Here is a 19395-nt window from a genome sequence, read left to right as displayed (position 1 = left end):
CGGGGACGTGTGCTGATGACGGGATGATCCGAAACTGTGCGTGGACGTCGCGCGTGTGCAATTCGAGTTCTGACCCGACGAGTTCTGGAGATGGAACCGGTCCCGGACGCGTTGGGGACGTGCGCGCCCGGGACCGGGGTTCGGGGTGACTGCGCAGAGTCAGCTGTCGTGGATGATCACACCGCGAATGTTCTTGCCGTCACGGAGATCCTGGTACCCCTCGTTGACCTGGTCCAGCGTGTAGGTCTGGGTGATCAGCTCATCGAGCTTGAGCTGCCCGGCGTCGTACAGACGGAGTAGTCGCACGATGTCGTACTGCGGGTTGGCCGAACCGAACAGCGTGCCCTTGATGGTCTTCTGGTTCAAGGTGAGATCGGTGCCCGAGACGTGCACGGTCAGCTTCGTCGGATCGGCGAGACCGGTGATGACCACCACGCCGCCCTTGCCGACGACGGCCGTCGCGTTCTGCACGACCTCCTCGTCGACGGTGCCCACCAGGATCAGCGCCTGATCGGCACCCTGACCCCAAGTCAGTTCGTTGACCTTCTCGGCAGCCTCGGCCGCGTCGGCGAAGGCGTGCGTGGCACCGAACTTGAGTGCGGTATCCCGTTTGAAAGCAACCGGATCGACGACGACGACATGCTTGGCCCCGGCCGACACGGCGCCCTGTACGGCGTTGATGCCGAGTCCGCCGATGCCGTAGATGACCACGGTGTCGCCGGCGCGAACACCCCCGGCGTATACCGAGGTCCCCCAACCGGACGGGACGCCGCAGCCCACCAGGACGGCCTTCTCCAGCGGCAGCCAGTCGTCGACCTTGACCACGGAGTGCTGGGAGATGGTGGCGCGCTCGGCGAAGGTGCCGAGCATGCACATCGCACCGAAATCATCACTGCCGGAATGGAAGCGGAAGGTACCGTCGGGCATGGAGCCTTCCAGGATGGTGGCGCCCATGTCACACAGGTTCTGCCGGCCGGTCGAACAGTAGCGGCAGGTGCCGCAGTTGGGGATGAAGCTGCACACCACGTGGTCACCCGGCTTGACCTTGGTGACGCCCGGGCCGACGGCCTCGATGATGCCCGACCCCTCGTGGCCGCCGACGATCGGATAACGCGGTGGCAGGTCGCCGTCGGTGAGGTGCAGGTCGGAATGGCAGAGCCCGGCAGCGGTGTACTTGATCAGGACCTCACCCTCGCGGGGCTCGTCGAGGGCGAGTTCGACGATCTCGAACGGCTTGCCGGGTGCGGTCAGGACAGCGGCCTTGGTGGTCATCGACATGGTTTGTGCTCCTTGGTGTCTCGGTGATGATGGGCTGGGTCAGAGGGCGATGTTGACGGCCTTGGTCTGCGTGTACAGGTCGATGGCCGACGACCCCAGTTCGCGTCCCCAGCCGGACTGCTTGTAGCCGCCGAAGGGCATGGCGGTGTCGAAGCCGTTGTACTGGTTGACCCACACCGAACCGGCCTTGATCGCCCGCGCGGTCTTGTGCGCCTTGGACAGGTCCTGTGTCCAGATGCCCGCGGCCAGACCGTAGATGGAGTCGTTGGCGGCGGCCGCGACGCCGGTGTCGGCGTCGAAGGGCAGTGCTGCGACGACGGGCCCGAAGATCTCCTCGGTCACGATCGAGAAATGTGGCTCGACGTCGACGAAGACGGTCGGCTCGATGAAGAATCCCTCATCGCCCCAACGCTTTCCGCCGGTCAGGGCACGGGCGCCGTCGGCGAGTCCGGCCGACAGGTAGCCGCTGACGCGGTCGAACTGCTCCTGGCTGACCAGCGGACCGAGTTCGGTGGCGGGGTCCAGGCCCGGGCCGATCTTGGCCTGCGATGCGGCCTCGGCGACTGCCGCGGTGAAGTCGTCGAAGATCGGGCGTTCCACGAAAAGTCGGGTGCCGGCCACGCAGCACTGGCCGTGGTTGAACATCCACGCGGCCACCGAACCGGCGACCGCCTTCTCGAAGTCGGCGTCGGCGAACACGATGTTGGGGCTCTTCCCGCCGAGTTCCAGGGAGACCTTCTTCAGATTGCCCTTGGCGGCCTCGACGATCTTCTTGCCGACCTCGGTGGAACCGGTGAATGCGATCTTGTCGACGTCGTCGTGGGCGGCCAGCGCGGCCCCCGCGTCGCCGAAACCGGTGACGATGTTGACCACACCGGGCGGGAATCCGGCCTCCTCGAAGATCTCGCCGAGCAGCAGTGCGGTGAGCGGTGTCTGTTCGGCGGGCTTGAGGATCACCGTGTTTCCGGCGGCCAGCGCGGGTGCCAGTTTGAACGCCGCCATCAGCAACGGGAAGTTCCACGGCACGATGAGCCCGCAGACGCCGACCGGCTCCCGCAGCGTGTACGCGTGGAACTCGCCGCCCGGCACGAACGGCATCGACACGTCGACCGTCGAGCCGGTGATCTTGGTGGCCAGGCCGGCGTTGTAGCGGAAGATGTCCGCCGACCACGACACGTCGACCGCGGAGGCGATGGTCGCGGCCTTGCCGTTGTCGAGCGCCTCGAGCTGCCCGAACTCTGCGGCGCGTTCGGTGAGGAGGTCGCCGACCCGCCAGAGCAGTCGTTCCCGCTCGTTCGGCTTCATCGACGCCCAGGGACCTTCGTCGAAGGCGCGGCGTGCGGCTCGGACCGCGCGGTCGACGTCGGTGGCCTCGCCGTGCGCCACCGAGGTGATCGGCCGAGCGGTGGCCGGGTCGATGGTCTCGAAGGTGCGCCCGGAGGCGGCCGAGACCCATTCCCCGCCGATCAGCATGGATCGGTCGGCGGAGATGAAGTCTCGGATCCTCGGGAGCAATTCGGTGGCGACGGCGGTCATGTGGTCTCCTGCTCGATCTTAGGTGAAATGTGATCTGGGCCATACATGCGGGCCCGCTGCTATTTCTGCCATCGCGTCGGTCGATCGGCGTGTACAGAAACTGAACACCTCGCTGCACACTCGTGAGGCGATGGGCAGATGCGGCTTGTCCGACGGACCCCGATAGCGTGTGGGCGTTGTTGCTCACGTCCCCGGAGAAAGTCATGTCCGCGCGAATCGGCCGGCCGCTGCTGGGCAGAATCCTCCGCAGTCTCGGTCCGTCGTCGGTGGCGTCGTCGCCCCGGGAAGCGATCCGCGCCGGTGTCGGGGCGACGTTCGGGCTCGGCGTCCTCGGCTGCCTGCTGGTCGCGTCGGGGGTGCATCTGCACCTGGGGTTGTATCTGATCGCACCGTTCGGTGCGACCACCGTGCTCGTCTTCGCGGCGCCGAGCAGCCCCCTCGCCCAGCCGTGGCCGACGGTGGTCGGTAGCGCGCTCTCGGCGGCGATCGGGGTGGCCGTGACCCTGCTCATCGGCCAGCCCACGATCCGGGTCGCCGTGGCGGTGGGTCTCGCGGTGAGCGCGATGATCCTGTGCCGGGCGGTGCATCCGCCGGCCGGTGCCGTCGCGATGAGTGCCGCGCTGGCACCGGAAACCATTCACGCGCTGGGCTTCTGGTTCGTGCTCGCGCCGGTCGCCGTCGGCGCCTGCGTACTGGCCGTGCCGGCGACCGCGTACGGCCGGGCAACCGGCCGGCATTATCCGTTCCGTCAGTTCGACGCCGAACCGCCCGCCGAGGATCGCCTCGGCCTGAGCGAGGCCGAGCTGACCGACATCCTGGCCCGATACCGCCAGTCACTGAACCTCGGCGTCGCCGACCTCGCGCGGCTCATCGGTGCGGCCGAACTCCAGGCGGCGGGGCACCGCGTGGAGCCGCTCGATGCCGCCGCGATCATGTCGACCGACCTGATCACCGTCGGTCCCGAGGCGACGGCGTCGGAGCTGGCGGCATTGTTCGGCGAGCACGGTTTCACCTCGCTACCGGTGGTCCGCCCGGACGGGACCTTTGCCGGGATGGTCTCAGATCCATCTCCTGTTGGCCATCCGGGACTCGTCGGGTCGAGGTCCGGGCGCGCGCTTGCGACGTCGGCGAACCGCGATCCGGGCCGCCGACATCATGGACGTCGACCTCCCGGCGGCCGCCCTGGACTCGTCGGTGGGCGCGCTGCTCCCGCAGCTCGGCGGGCACGGCTGCGACGCGATGCCGGTGCTCGACGGACCCCGCATCGTCGGCATCGTGACCCGCACCGACCTCATCGCCGGCCTCGCACGGCAGATGTTGCAGCCGGCCCCCACTCCCTGATCTCGGCCGATGTCATCGGGCCGGTCAGCCGCCGATCCCCAGCGCCCGCATCCGGGCATACAGCGTGGTGCGACTGATGCCGAGGTCGCGCGCGGCGTGCACCTTGTTGCGGCCATGGCGATCCAGGGCGTCGATGATCGCCTGCCGCTCGGCCTGCTCGCGACCGGAGAGGTGCGCGGCACGACTGGTGGTGCGGTATCGCTCGGGCAGGGCGGCCGGGTCGAGAACCCGGGTCCGACGGGCGGCGCAATCGTCGGCCGCGTGATGCAGGACGGCGGTGAGTTCGGTGAGGTTGCCCGGCCATTCCTGGCAGATCAGCGCGTCGGCCGCCGGGCCGGACAGTTCCAGGTCCGGATCGATCGAGGACAGGATCGTGGTGGCCAGCGCAGGCAACTCGGCGGTCCGGTGGCGTAACGGCGGGAGGTCGACGCGGGTGGCGCAGCGGGCCAGCAGCGCCGAGACCGCCGCACCCGCCTGCGTCGGGGGTCCGCTGACCAGGATGAGTGGGTGATCGTCGGTGGCCAGGGCCGCGGCCTTGCCGAGCAGGACAGCGGTCCGGTCGTCGAGGAGGTCGACGCCGTCGATGACGAGCGGTCGGTGCTCGGTCCGCGCTGTCGCGATCAGGCCGACGACGTCGGGCGGTGTGCCGGCGATGAGGTCATCGGCGACGTCGACGACGAGCGGATCGCCGGCGTGCTCGGCGGCGAGCGACAGCGCCTGCGTGCTGCGGCCGGTGCCGGGTTCACCGGTGACGGCGATACTCGCCGCGCGTGCCGGTGCGGCCGGGCGGGGACTCGGTGCGTCGGCGACCGGTGCGGGCGGTGCGGGCCGGAACCGGAACATGGCCGCCCCGAGGGTTCCGTCGATCGGTTCGACGAGCATCTCGACGTCGACACCCGACGCCAGCGTCAGCCGCATGGTTCCCGCGGACAGGGCGGGGTCAGCGCTCAGGGCACGGAGCATCCCGATGTCGGTCGCCGAGAGTAGTTCTGCCGCCATCGAATTGGTGAGCTGGAGGTCGTCACCGACGGCGGCGACGGCCACATCGCGGCGAGGTGCGGCGCGCTGGAAGGCGTCGAGGACGCAACGCTGGTGGGCGCGGGAGCGGTCGAGGAGGCGGTCGGCGATGTCGGCGACGATCCCCGACACGAACGGCACCGACAGCGGGTTGACGCGGTCGGCGACCTCGGTCATGCAGAGGATGCCCGCCAGCCGCCGGGTGGCCGGATGGATGATCGGCTGACCGAGGCAGCTGAGGTGTTTGAACTGTTCGAGGTAGTGCTCGGAGCCGTTGACCATGACCTGTCCGCGCACCTCGGCGGGAGTCCCGAGCGCAGTGGTTCCGACCGCTTCCTCGCCGAACGGGATGCCCGGGGTGGCGCCGAGCGCATCGAGGGTACGTTCCACGGTGCTGCCGAACGCGACTCGCGAGACCATGCGACATTCGTGGTCGACGAGCAGCAGTGACAAGTCGGTATCGGCGAGGCGATGAGCGGCGGCGTCGAGCACCGGGCGCGCGGCGTCGAGCAATGGGTCGGCCGCCGCGATGTCGACGGCGGTGGTCGGCGGGGCGTCGTCGGGATTGATCCCGCACAGCTTCGACCGCCGCCACGAGTGCGCGATCACCGGGCGCTGCGGCGTGTGGTCGGATTCCGTCAGTGTGTCGATGGTCACCTACCGTGGCACAGAACTTCGCGGGGGGAAAGGGGGCCTGCGAGGCCGAAGGATCGTGGCCGCACCCGATCGTCACGATGGTTCGGCGTCACGTTCCTCGTCTGGACCGGAGAGTGATTGTGCGAGAAGAGCTTCGGTTGACCGGGCGAGGGCTGCGTGGGTCGCGGCCTCGGCGAGCGTCCGCAGCCGGATGAGGGTCAGGGTCACGTCGGTGACGAGATCATCGTCGGCGGGGCCTGCCGGCCGGCGCGTGTCGTTGCCTTCGGTGAGGGTCGCGGCCGCGGCCGTCATCGCGCGACCCAGGGCGAGAAGGGCGGGCGTGACCTCCTCGACGACGTCGATCACCGCCGAGGCGGGCCGGGATTCGGTGATCAGGGCAACGATCGCATCGAAGACCGACGGCTCGTCGATGCGGACCGCTCCGTCGTCGACGACGAGTAGCCCCAGGCAGGTGAGTCGCTCGGCCGCACTCGCATCGATGCCGTGGCGGAGGAGTTCATCCATCGTCGTGGCCCGCGTGCTCTCGGTGACGGGGATGTCGGTCAGGTCGGCGGGCAGACCGAGCACGTCGGCGATCTGCTGTCCGTTCTCCCACGCGCCGATGAGCTCATCGATATGCGCGATGGTGTACCCGCGCGAGAGCATCGAACTGATCATCCGCAGCCGTGCCGCATGTGCCTCGGTGTACAGCGTCATGCGCCCGACACGCCGTGGTGCCGGGAGTAGTCCGCGTTCGCGATACGCCCGGATGTTGCGGGTGGTCACCCCGGTCAATCGCGCCAGGTCGTCGATGCGGTAGGTCTCGGATTCCGGTTCGCCGAGGGCTTGATGGCCGGCTTTGGACACGAGCTTTGCGACCGAGATCTCCAGGTCGCGCGATCGTCTGCCCAGCGCGGCCGGGGTTGCCGAGATGTGCGCGATGAGCGCGGCGAGTTGCCGGCGCGGATACGACGACGTACCTGCCATCCGATCACCTCCCGTGTGCGTGCACTTTATAGCGCCGGTCTGCCAACGAAAACTGCGCCATTGACAACTGGCACTGTGAGTGATGGCATGTGGGTGTGTCTCAGAACTCCTTGCGATCTGGCGCGGCGACCGCGGCACTGCGTCGCACGTTGCGACCGCTGAACGAGGTGCTGTCGTCGTTTCAGGTCCCCGTGTCGCGGGCGCTCGTCGCCGCAGCCATGCTGGTGGGGTCTCCGCCGCCCTACCGCGTTCGGGTGGATCGGCTCAACACCGGCACATTCCGTGGCGAGTGGGTCTATCCGCCCGACGCCCGCGCCTCCCGGCAGATGATCCTCTACGTCCACGGCAGCGGATATGCGATCTGCTCGGCGCGGACCCACCGGGGCCTGGTTGCACGCCTGTCGCGATTGACGGGCATGCCCGTGTTCAGTGTCGACTACCGCTTGGCGCCCGAGCATCGATTCCCGGCCGCCGCCGACGATGTGGAAGCCGCCTACTCCTGGCTGCAGGACATCGGATACCGGGCGGAGAACATCACGGTTGCCGGTGATTCCGCGGGCGGACACCTCATCCTGGATCTGCTCGCGGAGAATGCGCGCCACGGCCGGAGGCAGCCTCGCGCGGTGTTTCTCATGTCCCCGCTCGTCGATCTGTCGCTCGGTCTGGCCCGGCGTCGCGAACAACGGGCGGGACCAGACCCGCTCATCTCCGCTCGCGCCGCCCACCGGCTCGTGCGCAACTACACGCGAGGGCAACCGGACGATCTGGCCCGGATCGCCGTGACACTCGACCGTTCAGATGATCTGCCGCGCACCATGATCCACGCCGGTGGTGCCGAGGTGCTTGTCGACGACGCCCGCGAGGCACACCGGATGCTCATCGAGGCGGGCGCCGACTGTGAACTGCAGGTCTGGCTGGGGCAGATGCATGTCTTCCAGGCGCTGCCGACGCTGATCCCTGAGGCGGCACCCGCGTTGGCTGTGGCCGCCGACTTCATCGTCGGCTCAGAAGCTCCCGCGAGCCGGGGAGCCGGGCGGCGACGAGATCGGCACCGGACCGACCAGGTGATTGCATGAGCAGCAGAAGAAGTCGGGAGGCCCGTGCGGTCGTGACCGGGGCGGGTTCGGGCATCGGACGCGCCTTCGCGCGGGAACTCGCCCGTCGTGGGTCGACGATCCTGTGTGCCGACATCAACGTCGAGCGCGCGGCCGAGACCGTCGCGCTGATCGAGGAGCAGGGGCGCGGACGCGCCGAGGCGATCTTCTGCGATGTCGCGAACGTCGACGACATGCGCGCACTTGCCGCTCGCGCACGAGAATTCCTGGGTGGCCCGACGAGTCTCATGATCAACAACGCCGGCGTCGGGATCGGCGGGCCGCCGGTCGGTGAGATCGGCATCGACGACTGGGAGTGGGCACTCGGGATCAACCTGCGGGGGATGGTCTACGGCTCGGAGCTCTTCCTGCCGCAACTGCGCGAATCGGGGCACTGCGGACTGATCAATGTCGCTTCTGCCGCAGCCTTTTCGGCCGCTCCGGGGATGGCTGCCTACAACGTCGGGAAGGCCGGAGTGCTGGCCTTGTCGGAGGCCATCGCCGCCGAGCTGTCCGGTAGCGACCTCGCGGTGACCGTGTTGTGCCCGACCTTTGTCGAGACCAACGTGGCCACCGACGGCAGGATCACTGGTGAGGCGATGAGGATCGCGGAGTTCCTCATGCGTCACACCGGCCGGTCGGCCGACGCGGTCGCCCGCGACACCCTCGACGCGCACGACCGCGGTCGCCTGTATGTGATCCCGCAGATCGACGCCCGCGCGATCTGGTTGGCCAAACGGATGTTCCCGCGCAGCTATGCCGTCGGTGCGGGAATTCTGCGGAGGCTTCTCCCCGGCGTCGGCAACACCGCCGGTGTCGACGCGCAACGACTCACCACCACGACAGGAGCGTGACATGCCCATCGTCGCAGAAGACATGCTGCAGACCATCAAGGATCGTCAATGGACGCTCGGCGACATCGATTGGGACGCACCGGGTGCCGAGCTGATCACCGAGGAGCAGAAGCCCAAGCTCGGGGCGTTCATGGCCGACCTGGTGTGGATCGAGAACGTGGGTGCACGCGGTTTCGCCGCGCTGGCCAAAAAACCCCCGACCCGACGCTGGCCGAGATCTACCGCTACTTTCATGCCGAGGAGCAGAAGCACGCCAACGCCGAGCTCGCCCTGATGCGTCGATGGGGCATGCTGGCCGACGACGAGGTCCCCGAGCGTCCACAACCGACGTGGTCCAAGGAAGTGACGTACGAGCCGGTCGCATGAGCGGCACCGATCCGGCGTTGACGACGGTCGTCATCGGTGCGGGATTCGCGGGAATCGGCACCGCGATCCGATTGCTGCAGAACGGCATCGACGACTTCGTGATCCTCGAACGCGATGTGCGTCCTGGTGGTACCTGGCGCGACAACACCTATCCGGGAGCCGCCTGCGACATTCCGTCGCGCCTGTACTCGTATTCCTTTGCGCCCAACGCCGGTTGGTCACACACGTACTCGGGTAGCGACGAGATCCTCGCCTACATCGACCGCATGATCGACGATCACGATCTCGACAAGCACATCCGGTACTCACATCTGGTCACCGGTTTACGGTTCGCCGAGACGGACGGAACCTGGCAGGTGCAGGTGGCCGACCGCGAGCCGATCATCGCCCGAGCAGTGGTGGTCGCCTCGGGACCGCTGTCCACGCCCGGCTATCCCGAGATCCCCGGACTCGAGGAGTTCACCGGCCATCGGATGCATTCGGCGGCCTGGGATCACGACTACGACTTCGCGGGCAAGAAGGTCGGCGTTATCGGCACGGGTGCCAGTGCGGTGCAGTTGATTCCCGAACTCGTCCGCGCCGGCGCCGAGGTCACCGTCTATCAGCGAACCCCGGGCTGGGTGCTGCCCCGACTGAACCGTCGGATCTCCCGACCGGTTCGGCGTGTGTATCGCACCCTGCCGTTGACCCAGAGCATCTCACGCGGCCTGTGGTACCTCGGACACGAGTCGGTGGCACTCGGCGCGGTGTGGAATACGCCGTTCACCCGTGTCATCGAGGGTGTGGCCAAGCTGAATCTTCGTGCCCAGGTGGATGATCCGTGGATGCGGCGGCAACTGACGCCCGACTTCCGGGCCGGCTGCAAGAGGCTGCTCATGACCAGCGACTACTACCCGTCGCTGCAAGCGGAGAACTGCGCCCTGGTCACCTGGCCGATTGTCGACATCACCGCGCAGGGGGTCCGCACCGTCGAAGGGGTGGAGCGCAGATTCGACTGTTTGGTGTTCGCCACCGGATTCGAGGTCTCCAAACAGGGCACGCCCCTCCCGATCACCGGCCGCGACGGAAGGGTGCTGGCCGACGAATGGGCCAGGGGTGCATACGCCTACAAGAGTTTCGCGGTGTCGGGCTACCCCAATCTCTATTTCACCTTCGGGCCCAATTCCGGTCCCGGACACAATTCGGCGCTGGTCTACATGGAGGCGCAGATCGACGCCATCGTCACCGCGATATCGACGATTCGTGCTCGCGGACTCAAACAACTCGACGTCCATCGTCCGGCGCAGGACGCCTACAACGCCGTTATTCAACGCCGCTTGCGCGCAACCACCTGGAATTCGGGATGTCGCAGTTGGTATCTCACCGACGACGGATTCAACGCGACGATGTACCCGGGATTCGCATCGCAGTACGTCGGGCAGATGCGCGGCGTCGACTTCTCCCGTGACTTCCGGGCGGTGGCTGGTGACCGGCTACCGGAGTGCGCGGGGGAGAGCGTGAACGTCAGGTCATGATCCGGGGAAGCCCGGGACCGCTGTCTTGGGGGTGGCCTTCACCGCCATCACGACCGTCCCGCGGCAGGGGCCGCTGTCGATGACGGTGCGCCACGTACCCGTCTTGGTTCCGTCGCGTTGCGGGGTGTACCAGGCGACCGAGTGTGCCGGTGCCCAGACCTTGGGTTTGCCCGCGCCCATGTAGCAGTCCCACTGCCAGTCGAACTGTTCCATCCACGTGGCACCGTTCCAGGTGTAGCGAGGCGGACGCGGGATCGTCGGGTTCGCAGCGGGCGGACCGTCGACCACCGTGGCCACACATTTCCCTGCCGAACAGCGCGTGGCGAAGGTGTACACGTTGGAGAAATCGGGTTCGCGCTGCCGGGCGGCGAGGCTGGTGCCGGTCTTCGACGCGGCGTAGCGCGTCAGGGTCCACTGGCCGTTCCAGCTGGGAGCCGCCTCTGCTGCGCCTGCTCCGATCACGAAACCGGTGGCGGTCAGCATTGCGGCGAGAATCATGACGACGGACGTACGCATGGTGGTGGTACAGCGCGATCCGGCGTCATCTGCAGCCCTATCGCGAAACCGCCGGAACATCGACCGCGCACCTGCGGGGCGTCGCCGCCCGTGATGGGTAACGTCGGAGGCCATGCAGGACAACGCGGTGAATTCATCCGACTCGACCGTAGGCGATGCCGGCCGACGCCGGTTCGAGCCGCCGTGCGGTCCGGTCCTCGGTGTCGTCGACGGGCTGGTCGTCCGCGCCAGATCCATCCGGTACGCCCGGGCCGACCGCTTCGCCCTGCCCGAGCGTGTCGACCGATGGATCGAGCCCCACGAGGCAACCTCGCCCGCACCGGCGTGCCCGCAGCTCCCGAGCCCGTATCTCGTGGAGACGCTCGGCGGCCCGGTGACCACCCAGACCCCCGACGAGGACTGCCTGCGCCTGACCGTCACCCGGCCCACCGACGACACCGGCGACCCACTGCCGGTGGTGGTGTGGGTGCACGGCGGGTCCTACGTGCTCGGCGCCGGTGACGACCCGCACTTCGACCCCGACGCGCTGGTGGCCGAGGAACGCATCGTCTTCGTCGCCGTGACCTATCGGCTGGGCATCTTCGGCTTCCTGGGTGACGGCAGTCCCGAGCGGCCGGCCAACCTGGGGTTACTCGACATCATGGCCGCGTTGGAGTGGGTCCAGGAAAACGTCGGAGCGTTCGGCGGCGATCCCGACCGCATCACCATGATGGGCCAGTCCGCCGGCGGCGATGCCATCGCGCATCTGCTGGCGGTGCCGGCCGAGCGGCGTCTGTTTCGCCGGGCGATCGTGCAGAGCGCCCCGTTGGGGTTGCGTCACAACCGGACTGCGATGACCACCCAGATGTTCGACCGGACCCGCCACCTCGACGCGTCGTCGTCGGTGGCGGAGATCCTGGACATCCAGGCCGAGTTGATCGCCGACGGCCCGCGCTACGGTCTCAAGGGTTTGATGGCCTTCGGTCCGCAGTACGGACACGACCCGCTACCCGCCGACGAGGACATCGAGAAGGCCTGGACGCGAGGCGCTTCGGGCATCGAACTGCTCATCGGGTACAACCGCGACGAGACCGACTACTTTCTGCCGCAGGTCCCGAGGATGGACGTTGTCGAGCGGGTACCGATCGTCGGCCCGTTGGTGCGTCGGCTGGTGTCGCGGACGGTCACCCGCATCGTCTACAGCCGCGACATCGACCGATTCGCCCGCGATCACGCAGCCGCGGGTGGGACGGCCATCCGGTACCGCATCGACTGGCACGTCCCCACCAGCGCCTACGGCGCGGCGCACTGCATCGAGTTACCGCTGCTCTTCGGCTCGGAGGCCGACTGGGAATCGGCAACCCTGCTGACCGGCGCGCCGTGGTCACAGATCGCCGACGACGGGCGGGTCCTGCGGTCCATCTGGGGACGATTCATCCGTGGCGAGGACCTGGGCGCGCAGGCCCCGCCGGAGGCCGCCGGGATCGTGTCCTATCGGCCGTTGCGCCCGCGGGTACCGAGCCAGTAGACGCCGAAGGACATCAGCGTCATGCCGATGAGCACGACGACCAGCGAGATCGTCATCGACACATAGCCTTGCGTGCGCGGATCGATGAACGGATAGAAATACCAGTCGACCACCGGGCCGCGGCTCAGGGTATAGACGCCGTAGATCAGCGGGATCGCCATCCAGGTCAGCCAGCTGCGATCGGGTAGTCGCCAGGCGCGCAACACGATCCAGTCGATCAGGATCACCAGTGGCATCACGCGGTGCATGACGTCATTGATCCAGTCGATGTTCAGGTTGACGTCTATCCCCGACAGCAGGAGCGCGTAGACGATCCCGGTGATGACCATCATCGTGGTGACCGCGCCCCGAACCCATTGCCAGGAAGGCGAGTTCGGTGCGATCAGCGCACCCACGAGGAGGACGATCACGGTGGCGACATTGCTGAGCACGGTGAAGTAGCTGAAGTAGTTGGCGAGGGTGAAGCCGGCTGCGCCCCATCGGTACACCGGCAGGGCGATCAGGGCGGCGCACCCGAGGGCGGCGAAGGCGAGTCGGAGCAGACGGGCCCACCAGAGCCGCGAGCGGTCGGTTGTCTGTCCGGGGTCGTCGGAAGTCGCAACCACCATGTCCACGATCCTTGCATGCCGGGTATCCGGAGTGCGTGATCCGTGGTCTGAGTGCTCGGCACGTGTCGCGTAGGGGGCCCGAATATGGTTGGACCGCAATACGTTTCAGATTAGTTCGAAATTGTGTGCGATTCCCCTTGCGCCCACCACGACCGCTCGGTACTGTCGAACATAGATTCGATACGGCGGGGAGGGGGTTCGGTGGCCGACAACAAGTACAACGTTCAGCCAGGCGATCAGCCGTTGCCGGATGACTCGCGTTCGTCGGCGGGGTTCGAGTCGTGGGAGGTGTGGCGGCCGGGTCAGGGGTGGGAGCCGGATCTGCCGCAGTCGTATGCGGCGTTGATGGCCGCGCGGATCGCGACCGGGCGCGATCCGGCACCGACTGTGGAGTCTGCGGAGTCGTCGGGCCCCGACGGTGATCTGCCGGCTCTGTATGCGTTGTTGGGGCAGGTGGTCGATCAGATCGCGGTGGCGGAGTCCTCGGGTTTGTCGGATGCGCAGGTCGTGGAGGTGGCCGAAGCCCATGAGCTGATCGCTCGCCGGTTGTGGGGGTTGGGGCATCGGCGGGTGATGGACATCTCGGACCGTGGTGCGTTCACGAAGACCGGCCATAAGTCGATCCGCCAGTTCATGGACGACCGGCTGCGTATCACTGATCTGCGTGGTCGGGTCGCGGCGATGGACGCGATCTGTGCCAAGTATTCGATGCAGGGTGAACGACTCACCCCGAAACATCCGTATCTGGCCGACGCGGTGGCTGAGGGCGCTCTCGGGCCAAGTCATGTGACTGCGGTGTTGGAGGCGCTCGACAAGATTCCCGCCGCAGTGATTCCGGAGAAGAAGCAGGCCGCGGAAATGCTGTTGGTCGATGCGGCCCGGTCGTGTACGCCCACCCAGATCGGGAAGGTGGGGCAGAAGATCCTGGGCTATCTGGATCCGGATGGATCGTTGACCGAGGACCGCGACCGGGCTCGGCGGCGCGGGATTCGTCTGTCGCCGCAGGATTCGCAGTTGATGTCGAAGATCGTCGGGCATCTGGATCCGGTCACCCGGGCCATGTTCGACATGGTGTTGGCGGCCTGGGCTGCGAAGGGCATGAACAACCCGGCCGATGAAGTCCCGTTGGTAGGACCGGTCGACGGGGTCGACGAACAACAGGTGGCCGAGGCCGCCGGGCGTGATGATCGCAGCCCGGAGCAACGCAACCATGATGCGTTGAAGGCGATCCTGCGCGCGGCGTTGGATGGTGGGGTGTTGGGTGCGTCGCATCGCGGCCTGCCGCCGCATCTGGTTGTGAAGATCACCGACTCCGAGTTGCGCGAGCAGGCCGGGGTCGGGGAAACCACCACCGGCGCGATGTTGCCGATCTCCGATGTCATCGCCTTGGCAGCCGAAGCCCAGCAGCATTTGGCGGTGTTCGCCGATCACACCGAAGCGCCCTTGTATTTGGGGCATGGGGAACGGTTGGCATCACGCGATCAGCGGTACATGATCTTCGCTCACCAACCCGGCTGCACCTGCCCGGGCTGCACCACCTCGACCGCCTACAGCGAAATCCACCACGCCGACAAAGACTGGGCCGACGGCGGCACCACCGACATCGACACCCTGACCACCGCGTGCGGGCCGCACAACCGGATGGTCGGCCCGAAACCCGGCCAGTACACCACCAGCGTCCTCACCGACGGGCCGGATGCCGGGCGGACGGCGTGGCGGTTGAACACCGAGGACGGGATGCCGCCGAATGAGGCGCGGATCAATCGGGTCAATGACATCGGCCCGCAGATCGTGGCCTACCTGAAAGTCATTCGTGTCCAACGCGAACACGACCAACAATCCCGGGCCGCGACGACCGCCCCGCTGATCCGGGATGTGCGGGACACCCCCGACAGTCGTCGTATCCGCCGGATGATCGCCGGCTGCTGGACCATCCGCCGCATCAACCTCGACAACGACGACCGCCTCCGAGCCGGACCCTGACCCCGCCCCACCGTCAGCACTCACCCCGCCACCAGCCACCGGTGGCGGGGCAGAAGCGCATGCGGCTACTACGCTCGACGACATGCGTGTCGCGACTTGGAATGTGAACTCGGTGAAGCAGCGCATCCCGCGGTTGTTGCCGTGGCTCGACGAGCGTCGACCCGACGTGGTGTGTCTGCAGGAGACCAAGCTGTCCGACGAGGCATTTCACGACGTACTCGGCGCCGACCTCGCCGAACGCGGTTATGCCATCGCCCATCACGGACAGGGGCAGTGGAACGGGGTTGCGTTGCTGTCGAAGGTGGGCCTCGACGACGTGACGACCGGATTCGACGACATGCCGGGCTACCCCGATCCCGCCACCTTGGAGGCGCGGGCGGTGTCCGCCGTGTGCGGGGGCCTGCGGATCTACTCCCTCTATGTGCCCAACGGCCGCGTTCCGGATTCCGACCATTACCGCTACAAACTGACCTGGCTTGCGGCACTGGCGAAGTCGATCAGCGAACCGTCGTCGACGCTGCTGTGTGGCGACATGAACATCGCGCCGGCCGACGCCGACGTCTTCGACCCCGACGCCTACGTGGGGCACACCCATGTCACCGAGCCCGAGCGGGCGGCGCTGTCCGCGTTCGCCGAGCTCGGTCTGCACGACGTGGTCCGTGACCGGTGGCCGGACTCCCGTGTCTTCAGCTATTGGGACTACCGCGCCGGGATGTTCCACAAGGATCTCGGCATGCGCATCGATCTCATCCTCGCCGGCGAAAGTGCCACCGACCGGGTCGCCGCGGCGTGGGTGGATCGCAAGGCGCGCAAGGGGACCAAGCCCAGCGATCACGCACCGGTGATCGTCGACCTCGACGAGGCGCCGGACGGTGACATCGGGCCAGTGGTCCCGCCGCCGTCGAATCCGGCCAAGCGTGGATCGTCGAAGGTGAAGCTGCCGCAGACGTCTCATGAAAGCTGACTCCCGCCGGCGACGCCGTCCTGTCTGGTACGGCATCGTCACCACACGCAGGGGCGGACCTCTCCCGCCGCATCGTGCCGCCTCGCGCCTGTCGGCCTACGTGTACGGCAACATCCTGGTACTCGCGTCGGTGGCCGTGGCCAACGCACACACCATCGATGAGGGGACGGCCGCGCTGCTGGTGGTGGGCACTGGCATCACCACCTACATCGCACACGTCTTTGCCGACGTCATCGCGCACGCCACGATCCCGGAAGGGCATGGCCAGAGTGCGGACACCGATCCGGAGGAGTTTCGTGAGTCGGTGCTCGACGAGCTGCGTGACGCGGTGCCGATCGTCTCGTCGGCCTCGTGGCCGGCGATCATCCTGGCTCTCGGTTGGCTCGACGCGGTGCCGACGCAAGTAGCGCAGCTGGTTGCCGGTGGGATCGTGGTGATTCGCATAGCGTCGATCGAGATCGTGTCCGAGCGTGTCCGGGGCAACCGGCTGACCTTTCGGGTGCTGGTCGCCGGGCTCGTCACCGCGGCCCTTGCCGCGGTGATCGTGGTCGCGAAGACCTATGTCGGACATTGACCCGGGTCGCGGCTCGGCGGTGGTGATTCGGTGCGCCACGGCGGCCGCGCGTCTGTACGGATGGCTGCTGGGCGCCGTGATCGCCGCGGGCGTCCGGGTGCTCGGTCCACGCGCGCGACCATCCGGTCCGGCGTCGACGATCGGGGTGATCATCGGTGTCCACGTTCTTGTCCTGATGGCGTGGACGGGCCCGGCCTCGGTTGTCCTGGCGATCGTCGTGGCGCTCGCGTCGAGCCGCGAGGCCCGCCGCAGGATTCGGCACCGCGGGCTCGACGAGGCCGAATTCGCCATGGCCCGCTGCGTTTTCGGTGCCGACGCGCACTGGCTCGAGCGGGTGGCGATCACCGACCTGGCCGGCCGCAACGGGCGGGCGTTCACGGTGCCCGGCGTCGACGGCCGCGTCTATTGCAACCTGGGCGCCAGGTTCGACCACCTGGACAGCTGGGCCGCCCGACGGTTGCTGATCCACGAGCTGACGCATGCCCTACAGATCGAACGGGCCGCGTCGTCGGCGCACTTCCTGGCCGAGGCGATGGCTTTGCAGGCCCGCTACGACTTAGGCGACGACGTATACGCGCTCGACGCCGACACGACCTGGGAGACGGCCAATCTCGAACAGCAGGCGACGCTGATGGAGCGTCGGACCCCTAACCCGTGACGATCCCCGCGACCAGGTTGATCGTCGTCGCGAGGATCACCGCGCCAAAAGCGTAGGACAGCAGACAATGACGCAGGGTGATCGACCGGATCGTCGGGTCCGAGACGCTGGTGTCCGAGACCTGATAGGTCATGCCGAGGTTGTAGCTGAAATAGAAGAAGTCCCGAAATGCCGGTGGCGCTTGCGCATTGAAGTCGATGCCGCCCGGCTTCTCGCCGGCGTAGTAGAGATGGGCGTAGCGGGCGGCATACATGAGGTGCAGTGCGGCCCAGGACAGGAAGACCCCGGCGAGTGCGACCGCGGCCGGGAAGCGGTGGGCGTGCGATCCGCCCTCGATGAGCAGGACCACGATGCCGGCCAGAGCGCACACCGCGGCCGCGACGACGATGAGTTCGTCGACGCCGGGCCGGTAATCCTCGCGGCCGACGTGGCGTTCGGTGTCGTCGGCGTCCATCGGCCAGAGTGCCGCCCATCCCAGGACGACGAACACCCCGGCGGTGACCGCGATGCCGACGAGCACGCCCTGCGCGCCGTCCCCGCCGAAGGCACCGACGACGAATCCCAGGACGACGCCACATACGACGGCCACGACGATCCGCGGGGATGCGGTCTGGGGGATGAGCAGACTTCGTCGCGACGCCATGACTCAGTTGTAACCCCACCCGGGGTTGTTCCTCCCGACCTGCTGGCCGGATCGGGAACAAACGTGCTCGTGGATGAGTTGACGACATCGACCGATCACCCGCTGTTCGCCTGCGCGTCAGTTGCGCAGCACCTCGCGCAATCCGTTTTTTGACCTGTACAAACTCGGTCGGTAGAGTGGATCGTCGGTGCCCGGCACATGCTGGGCCAGTCCGCATGCCCGGCCACAGGCCCTCGCGGACCCGGGATCTGCCTGGCGGATCGCGGGTGGCCGGAACCACACGGACTGACAGGCGAATCCGCTGTCGAGTGTTAGACACGCCCGACCTCGGGGTAGCGATAAATGTACTGACCAGCGCAAATGCGCTGGTGGGGCGAGTTGTGGAAGCAACCAGAATCGGGATTCTCGACGCTGACTGCTTGCCCGGAGCACCAACCACGACGAGACGACAACAAGGAAGAAACACCTAGTGCCAACCATTAATCAGCTGGTCCGCAAGGGCCGTCACGACAAGGCTGCGAAGACCAAGACCGCGGCCCTCAAGGGCAGCCCGCAGCGTCGCGGAGTGTGCACGCGCGTCTACACCACCACCCCTAAGAAGCCGAACTCGGCGCTGCGCAAGGTCGCCCGTGTGCGGCTGACCAGCTCGGTCGAGGTCACCGCCTACATCCCCGGTGAGGGTCACAACCTGCAGGAGCACTCGATGGTGCTCGTCCGCGGCGGTCGTGTGAAGGACCTCCCGGGTGTGCGTTACAAGATCATCCGCGGGTCGCTCGACACCCAGGGTGTCAAGGACCGCAAGCAGGCCCGCAGCCGCTACGGCGCCAAGAAGGGGAACTGATAAGCGATGCCACGTAAAGGACCCGCACCCAAGCGCCCCCTCATCAACGACCCCGTCTACGGTTCGCCGCTGGTGACCCAGCTGGTCAACAAGATCCTGCTGGACGGTAAGAAGTCGACCGCCGAGCGCATCGTCTACGGCGCCCTCGAGCAGGCTCGCGACAAAACCGGCACCGACCCGGTCGTCACCCTCAAGCGCGCCCTCGACAACGTCAAGCCGACCCTCGAGGTCAAGAGCCGCCGCGTCGGCGGTGCCACCTACCAGGTCCCGGTCGAGGTCAAGCCGAACCGTGCCAACACCCTGGCGCTGCGCTGGCTCGTGACCTTCAGCCGGCAGCGTCGCGAGAAGACCATGGTCGAGCGTCTGGCCAATGAGCTGCTCGACGCCTCCAACGGACTGGGCGCTTCGGTGAAGCGTCGCGAGGACACCCACAAGATGGCCGAGGCCAACCGGGCGTTCGCGCACTACCGCTGGTAAC

Annotated in this window: 18 protein-coding genes and 1 pseudogene; 12 read left to right on the top strand and 7 right to left on the bottom strand. The window is 67.3% G+C overall.

The genetic code is table 11. The annotated features are described in order from the left end of the window. Positions 1 to 159: 159 nt before the first annotated feature. The gene (locus GBRO_RS19000; RefSeq protein ID WP_012835504.1) at positions 160 to 1278 is read right to left on the bottom strand and encodes an NDMA-dependent alcohol dehydrogenase; all 1119 of its coding nucleotides are present in this window, start codon (positions 1276 to 1278) and stop codon (positions 160 to 162) included. A gap of 39 nt (positions 1279 to 1317) precedes the next feature. Next, positions 1318 to 2814 (bottom strand): aldehyde dehydrogenase family protein, encoded by a 1497-nt coding sequence (locus tag GBRO_RS18995; protein ID WP_012835503.1) that lies wholly within the window; start codon positions 2812 to 2814, stop codon positions 1318 to 1320. 203 nt (positions 2815 to 3017) lie between these two features. On the opposite strand from GBRO_RS18995, the gene GBRO_RS18990 reads away from it, so the two are divergent. Next, positions 3018 to 4232 (top strand): HPP family protein, encoded by a 1215-nt coding sequence (locus GBRO_RS18990; protein ID WP_012835502.1) that lies wholly within the window; start codon positions 3018 to 3020, stop codon positions 4230 to 4232. Here the strand turns inward: GBRO_RS18990 and GBRO_RS18985 are convergent. Next, the gene (locus GBRO_RS18985; protein ID WP_012835501.1) at positions 4180 to 5829 is read right to left on the bottom strand and encodes a sigma-54-dependent Fis family transcriptional regulator; all 1650 of its coding nucleotides are present in this window, start codon (positions 5827 to 5829) and stop codon (positions 4180 to 4182) included. The genes GBRO_RS18990 and GBRO_RS18985 overlap by 53 nt on opposite strands. Positions 5830 to 5901: 72 nt before the next feature. Then, the gene (locus tag GBRO_RS18980) at positions 5902 to 6795 is read right to left on the bottom strand and encodes a MerR family transcriptional regulator (RefSeq protein ID WP_012835500.1); all 894 of its coding nucleotides are present in this window, start codon (positions 6793 to 6795) and stop codon (positions 5902 to 5904) included. Positions 6796 to 6890: 95 nt separating this feature from the next. Here GBRO_RS18980 and GBRO_RS18975 point away from each other — a divergent pair, with 95 nt between their 5' ends. The 4 genes and pseudogenes from GBRO_RS18975 to GBRO_RS18960 all read left to right on the top strand — a co-directional run bounded on the left by GBRO_RS18975 (position 6891) and on the right by GBRO_RS18960 (position 10623). Continuing rightward, positions 6891 to 7871, top strand: a complete 981-nt coding sequence (locus GBRO_RS18975; protein ID WP_052298438.1) for an alpha/beta hydrolase — start codon at positions 6891 to 6893, stop codon at positions 7869 to 7871. Next, complete coding sequence (locus GBRO_RS18970) at positions 7868 to 8743, top strand: SDR family NAD(P)-dependent oxidoreductase (protein WP_012835498.1); 876 nt, start codon at positions 7868 to 7870, stop codon at positions 8741 to 8743. The genes GBRO_RS18975 and GBRO_RS18970 overlap by 4 nt, the downstream gene beginning before the upstream one ends. A 1-nt stretch (position 8744) precedes the next feature. After that, positions 8745 to 9058 (top strand): annotated as a pseudogene (locus GBRO_RS18965) (ferritin-like domain-containing protein); the annotation flags it as partial. Between the two features lie 47 nt (positions 9059 to 9105). Continuing rightward, positions 9106 to 10623: a flavin-containing monooxygenase gene (locus GBRO_RS18960; RefSeq protein WP_012835496.1), complete on the top strand. Its 1518-nt coding sequence runs from the start codon at positions 9106 to 9108 to the stop codon at positions 10621 to 10623. Here GBRO_RS18960 and GBRO_RS18955 read toward each other — a convergent pair. Next, on the bottom strand, positions 10618 to 11139 hold the full coding sequence (locus GBRO_RS18955) for an Rv2253 family sensor-like surface protein (RefSeq protein WP_012835495.1): 522 nt from the start codon (positions 11137 to 11139) through the stop codon (positions 10618 to 10620). The genes GBRO_RS18960 and GBRO_RS18955 overlap by 6 nt on opposite strands. Before the next feature lie 127 nt (positions 11140 to 11266). On the opposite strand from GBRO_RS18955, the gene GBRO_RS18950 reads away from it, so the two are divergent. Continuing rightward, positions 11267 to 12646 carry a carboxylesterase family protein gene (locus GBRO_RS18950; RefSeq protein WP_012835494.1) on the top strand — a complete coding sequence of 460 codons (1380 nt, stop codon included), beginning with the start codon at positions 11267 to 11269 and terminating at the stop codon, positions 12644 to 12646. On the opposite strand, the gene GBRO_RS18945 is transcribed toward GBRO_RS18950, so the two are convergent. Beyond that, a complete protein-coding gene (locus GBRO_RS18945) occupies positions 12610 to 13254 on the bottom strand; it encodes a Pr6Pr family membrane protein (protein WP_012835493.1) in 645 nt (214 codons plus the stop codon). The two genes, GBRO_RS18950 and GBRO_RS18945, sit on opposite strands and share 37 nt — an antisense overlap. Before the next feature lie 201 nt (positions 13255 to 13455). On the opposite strand from GBRO_RS18945, the gene GBRO_RS18940 reads away from it, so the two are divergent. The 4 genes from GBRO_RS18940 to GBRO_RS18925 all read left to right on the top strand — a co-directional run bounded on the left by GBRO_RS18940 (position 13456) and on the right by GBRO_RS18925 (position 17433). Beyond that, positions 13456 to 15237: an HNH endonuclease signature motif containing protein gene (locus GBRO_RS18940; RefSeq protein WP_012835492.1), complete on the top strand. Its 1782-nt coding sequence runs from the start codon at positions 13456 to 13458 to the stop codon at positions 15235 to 15237. A gap of 82 nt (positions 15238 to 15319) precedes the next feature. Beyond that, entirely contained in the window at positions 15320 to 16201 is an 882-nt protein-coding gene (locus tag GBRO_RS18935) for an exodeoxyribonuclease III (protein WP_012835491.1), read from the top strand. Next, positions 16191 to 16775, top strand: a complete 585-nt coding sequence (locus GBRO_RS18930) for a hypothetical protein (protein ID WP_012835490.1) — start codon at positions 16191 to 16193, stop codon at positions 16773 to 16775. The genes GBRO_RS18935 and GBRO_RS18930 overlap by 11 nt, the downstream gene beginning before the upstream one ends. Then, positions 16762 to 17433 carry a hypothetical protein gene (locus GBRO_RS18925; protein ID WP_012835489.1) on the top strand — a complete coding sequence of 224 codons (672 nt, stop codon included), beginning with the start codon at positions 16762 to 16764 and terminating at the stop codon, positions 17431 to 17433. Before GBRO_RS18930 ends, GBRO_RS18925 begins: the two co-directional genes overlap by 14 nt. Here the strand turns inward: GBRO_RS18925 and GBRO_RS18920 are convergent. Then, a complete protein-coding gene (locus GBRO_RS18920) occupies positions 17423 to 18076 on the bottom strand; it encodes a DUF1345 domain-containing protein (RefSeq protein WP_012835488.1) in 654 nt (217 codons plus the stop codon). The two genes, GBRO_RS18925 and GBRO_RS18920, sit on opposite strands and share 11 nt — an antisense overlap. Positions 18077 to 18545: 469 nt before the next feature. On the opposite strand from GBRO_RS18920, the gene rpsL reads away from it, so the two are divergent. Both rpsL and rpsG read left to right on the top strand, forming a co-directional pair. Then, positions 18546 to 18917, top strand: coding sequence for a 30S ribosomal protein S12 (gene rpsL, locus GBRO_RS18915; protein WP_004020596.1), 372 nt, complete (start codon positions 18546 to 18548; stop codon positions 18915 to 18917). 6 nt (positions 18918 to 18923) lie between these two features. Next, positions 18924 to 19394: a 30S ribosomal protein S7 gene (gene rpsG, locus GBRO_RS18910; RefSeq protein ID WP_012835487.1), complete on the top strand. Its 471-nt coding sequence runs from the start codon at positions 18924 to 18926 to the stop codon at positions 19392 to 19394. Position 19395 lies beyond the last annotated feature (1 nt).

It is taken from the genome of Gordonia bronchialis DSM 43247, assembly GCF_000024785.1.
Classification (GTDB): domain Bacteria; phylum Actinomycetota; class Actinomycetes; order Mycobacteriales; family Mycobacteriaceae; genus Gordonia; species Gordonia bronchialis.
The sequence above is the reverse complement of the archived record's forward strand: the minus strand, read 5'-3'. Positions and strand labels throughout refer to the sequence as shown.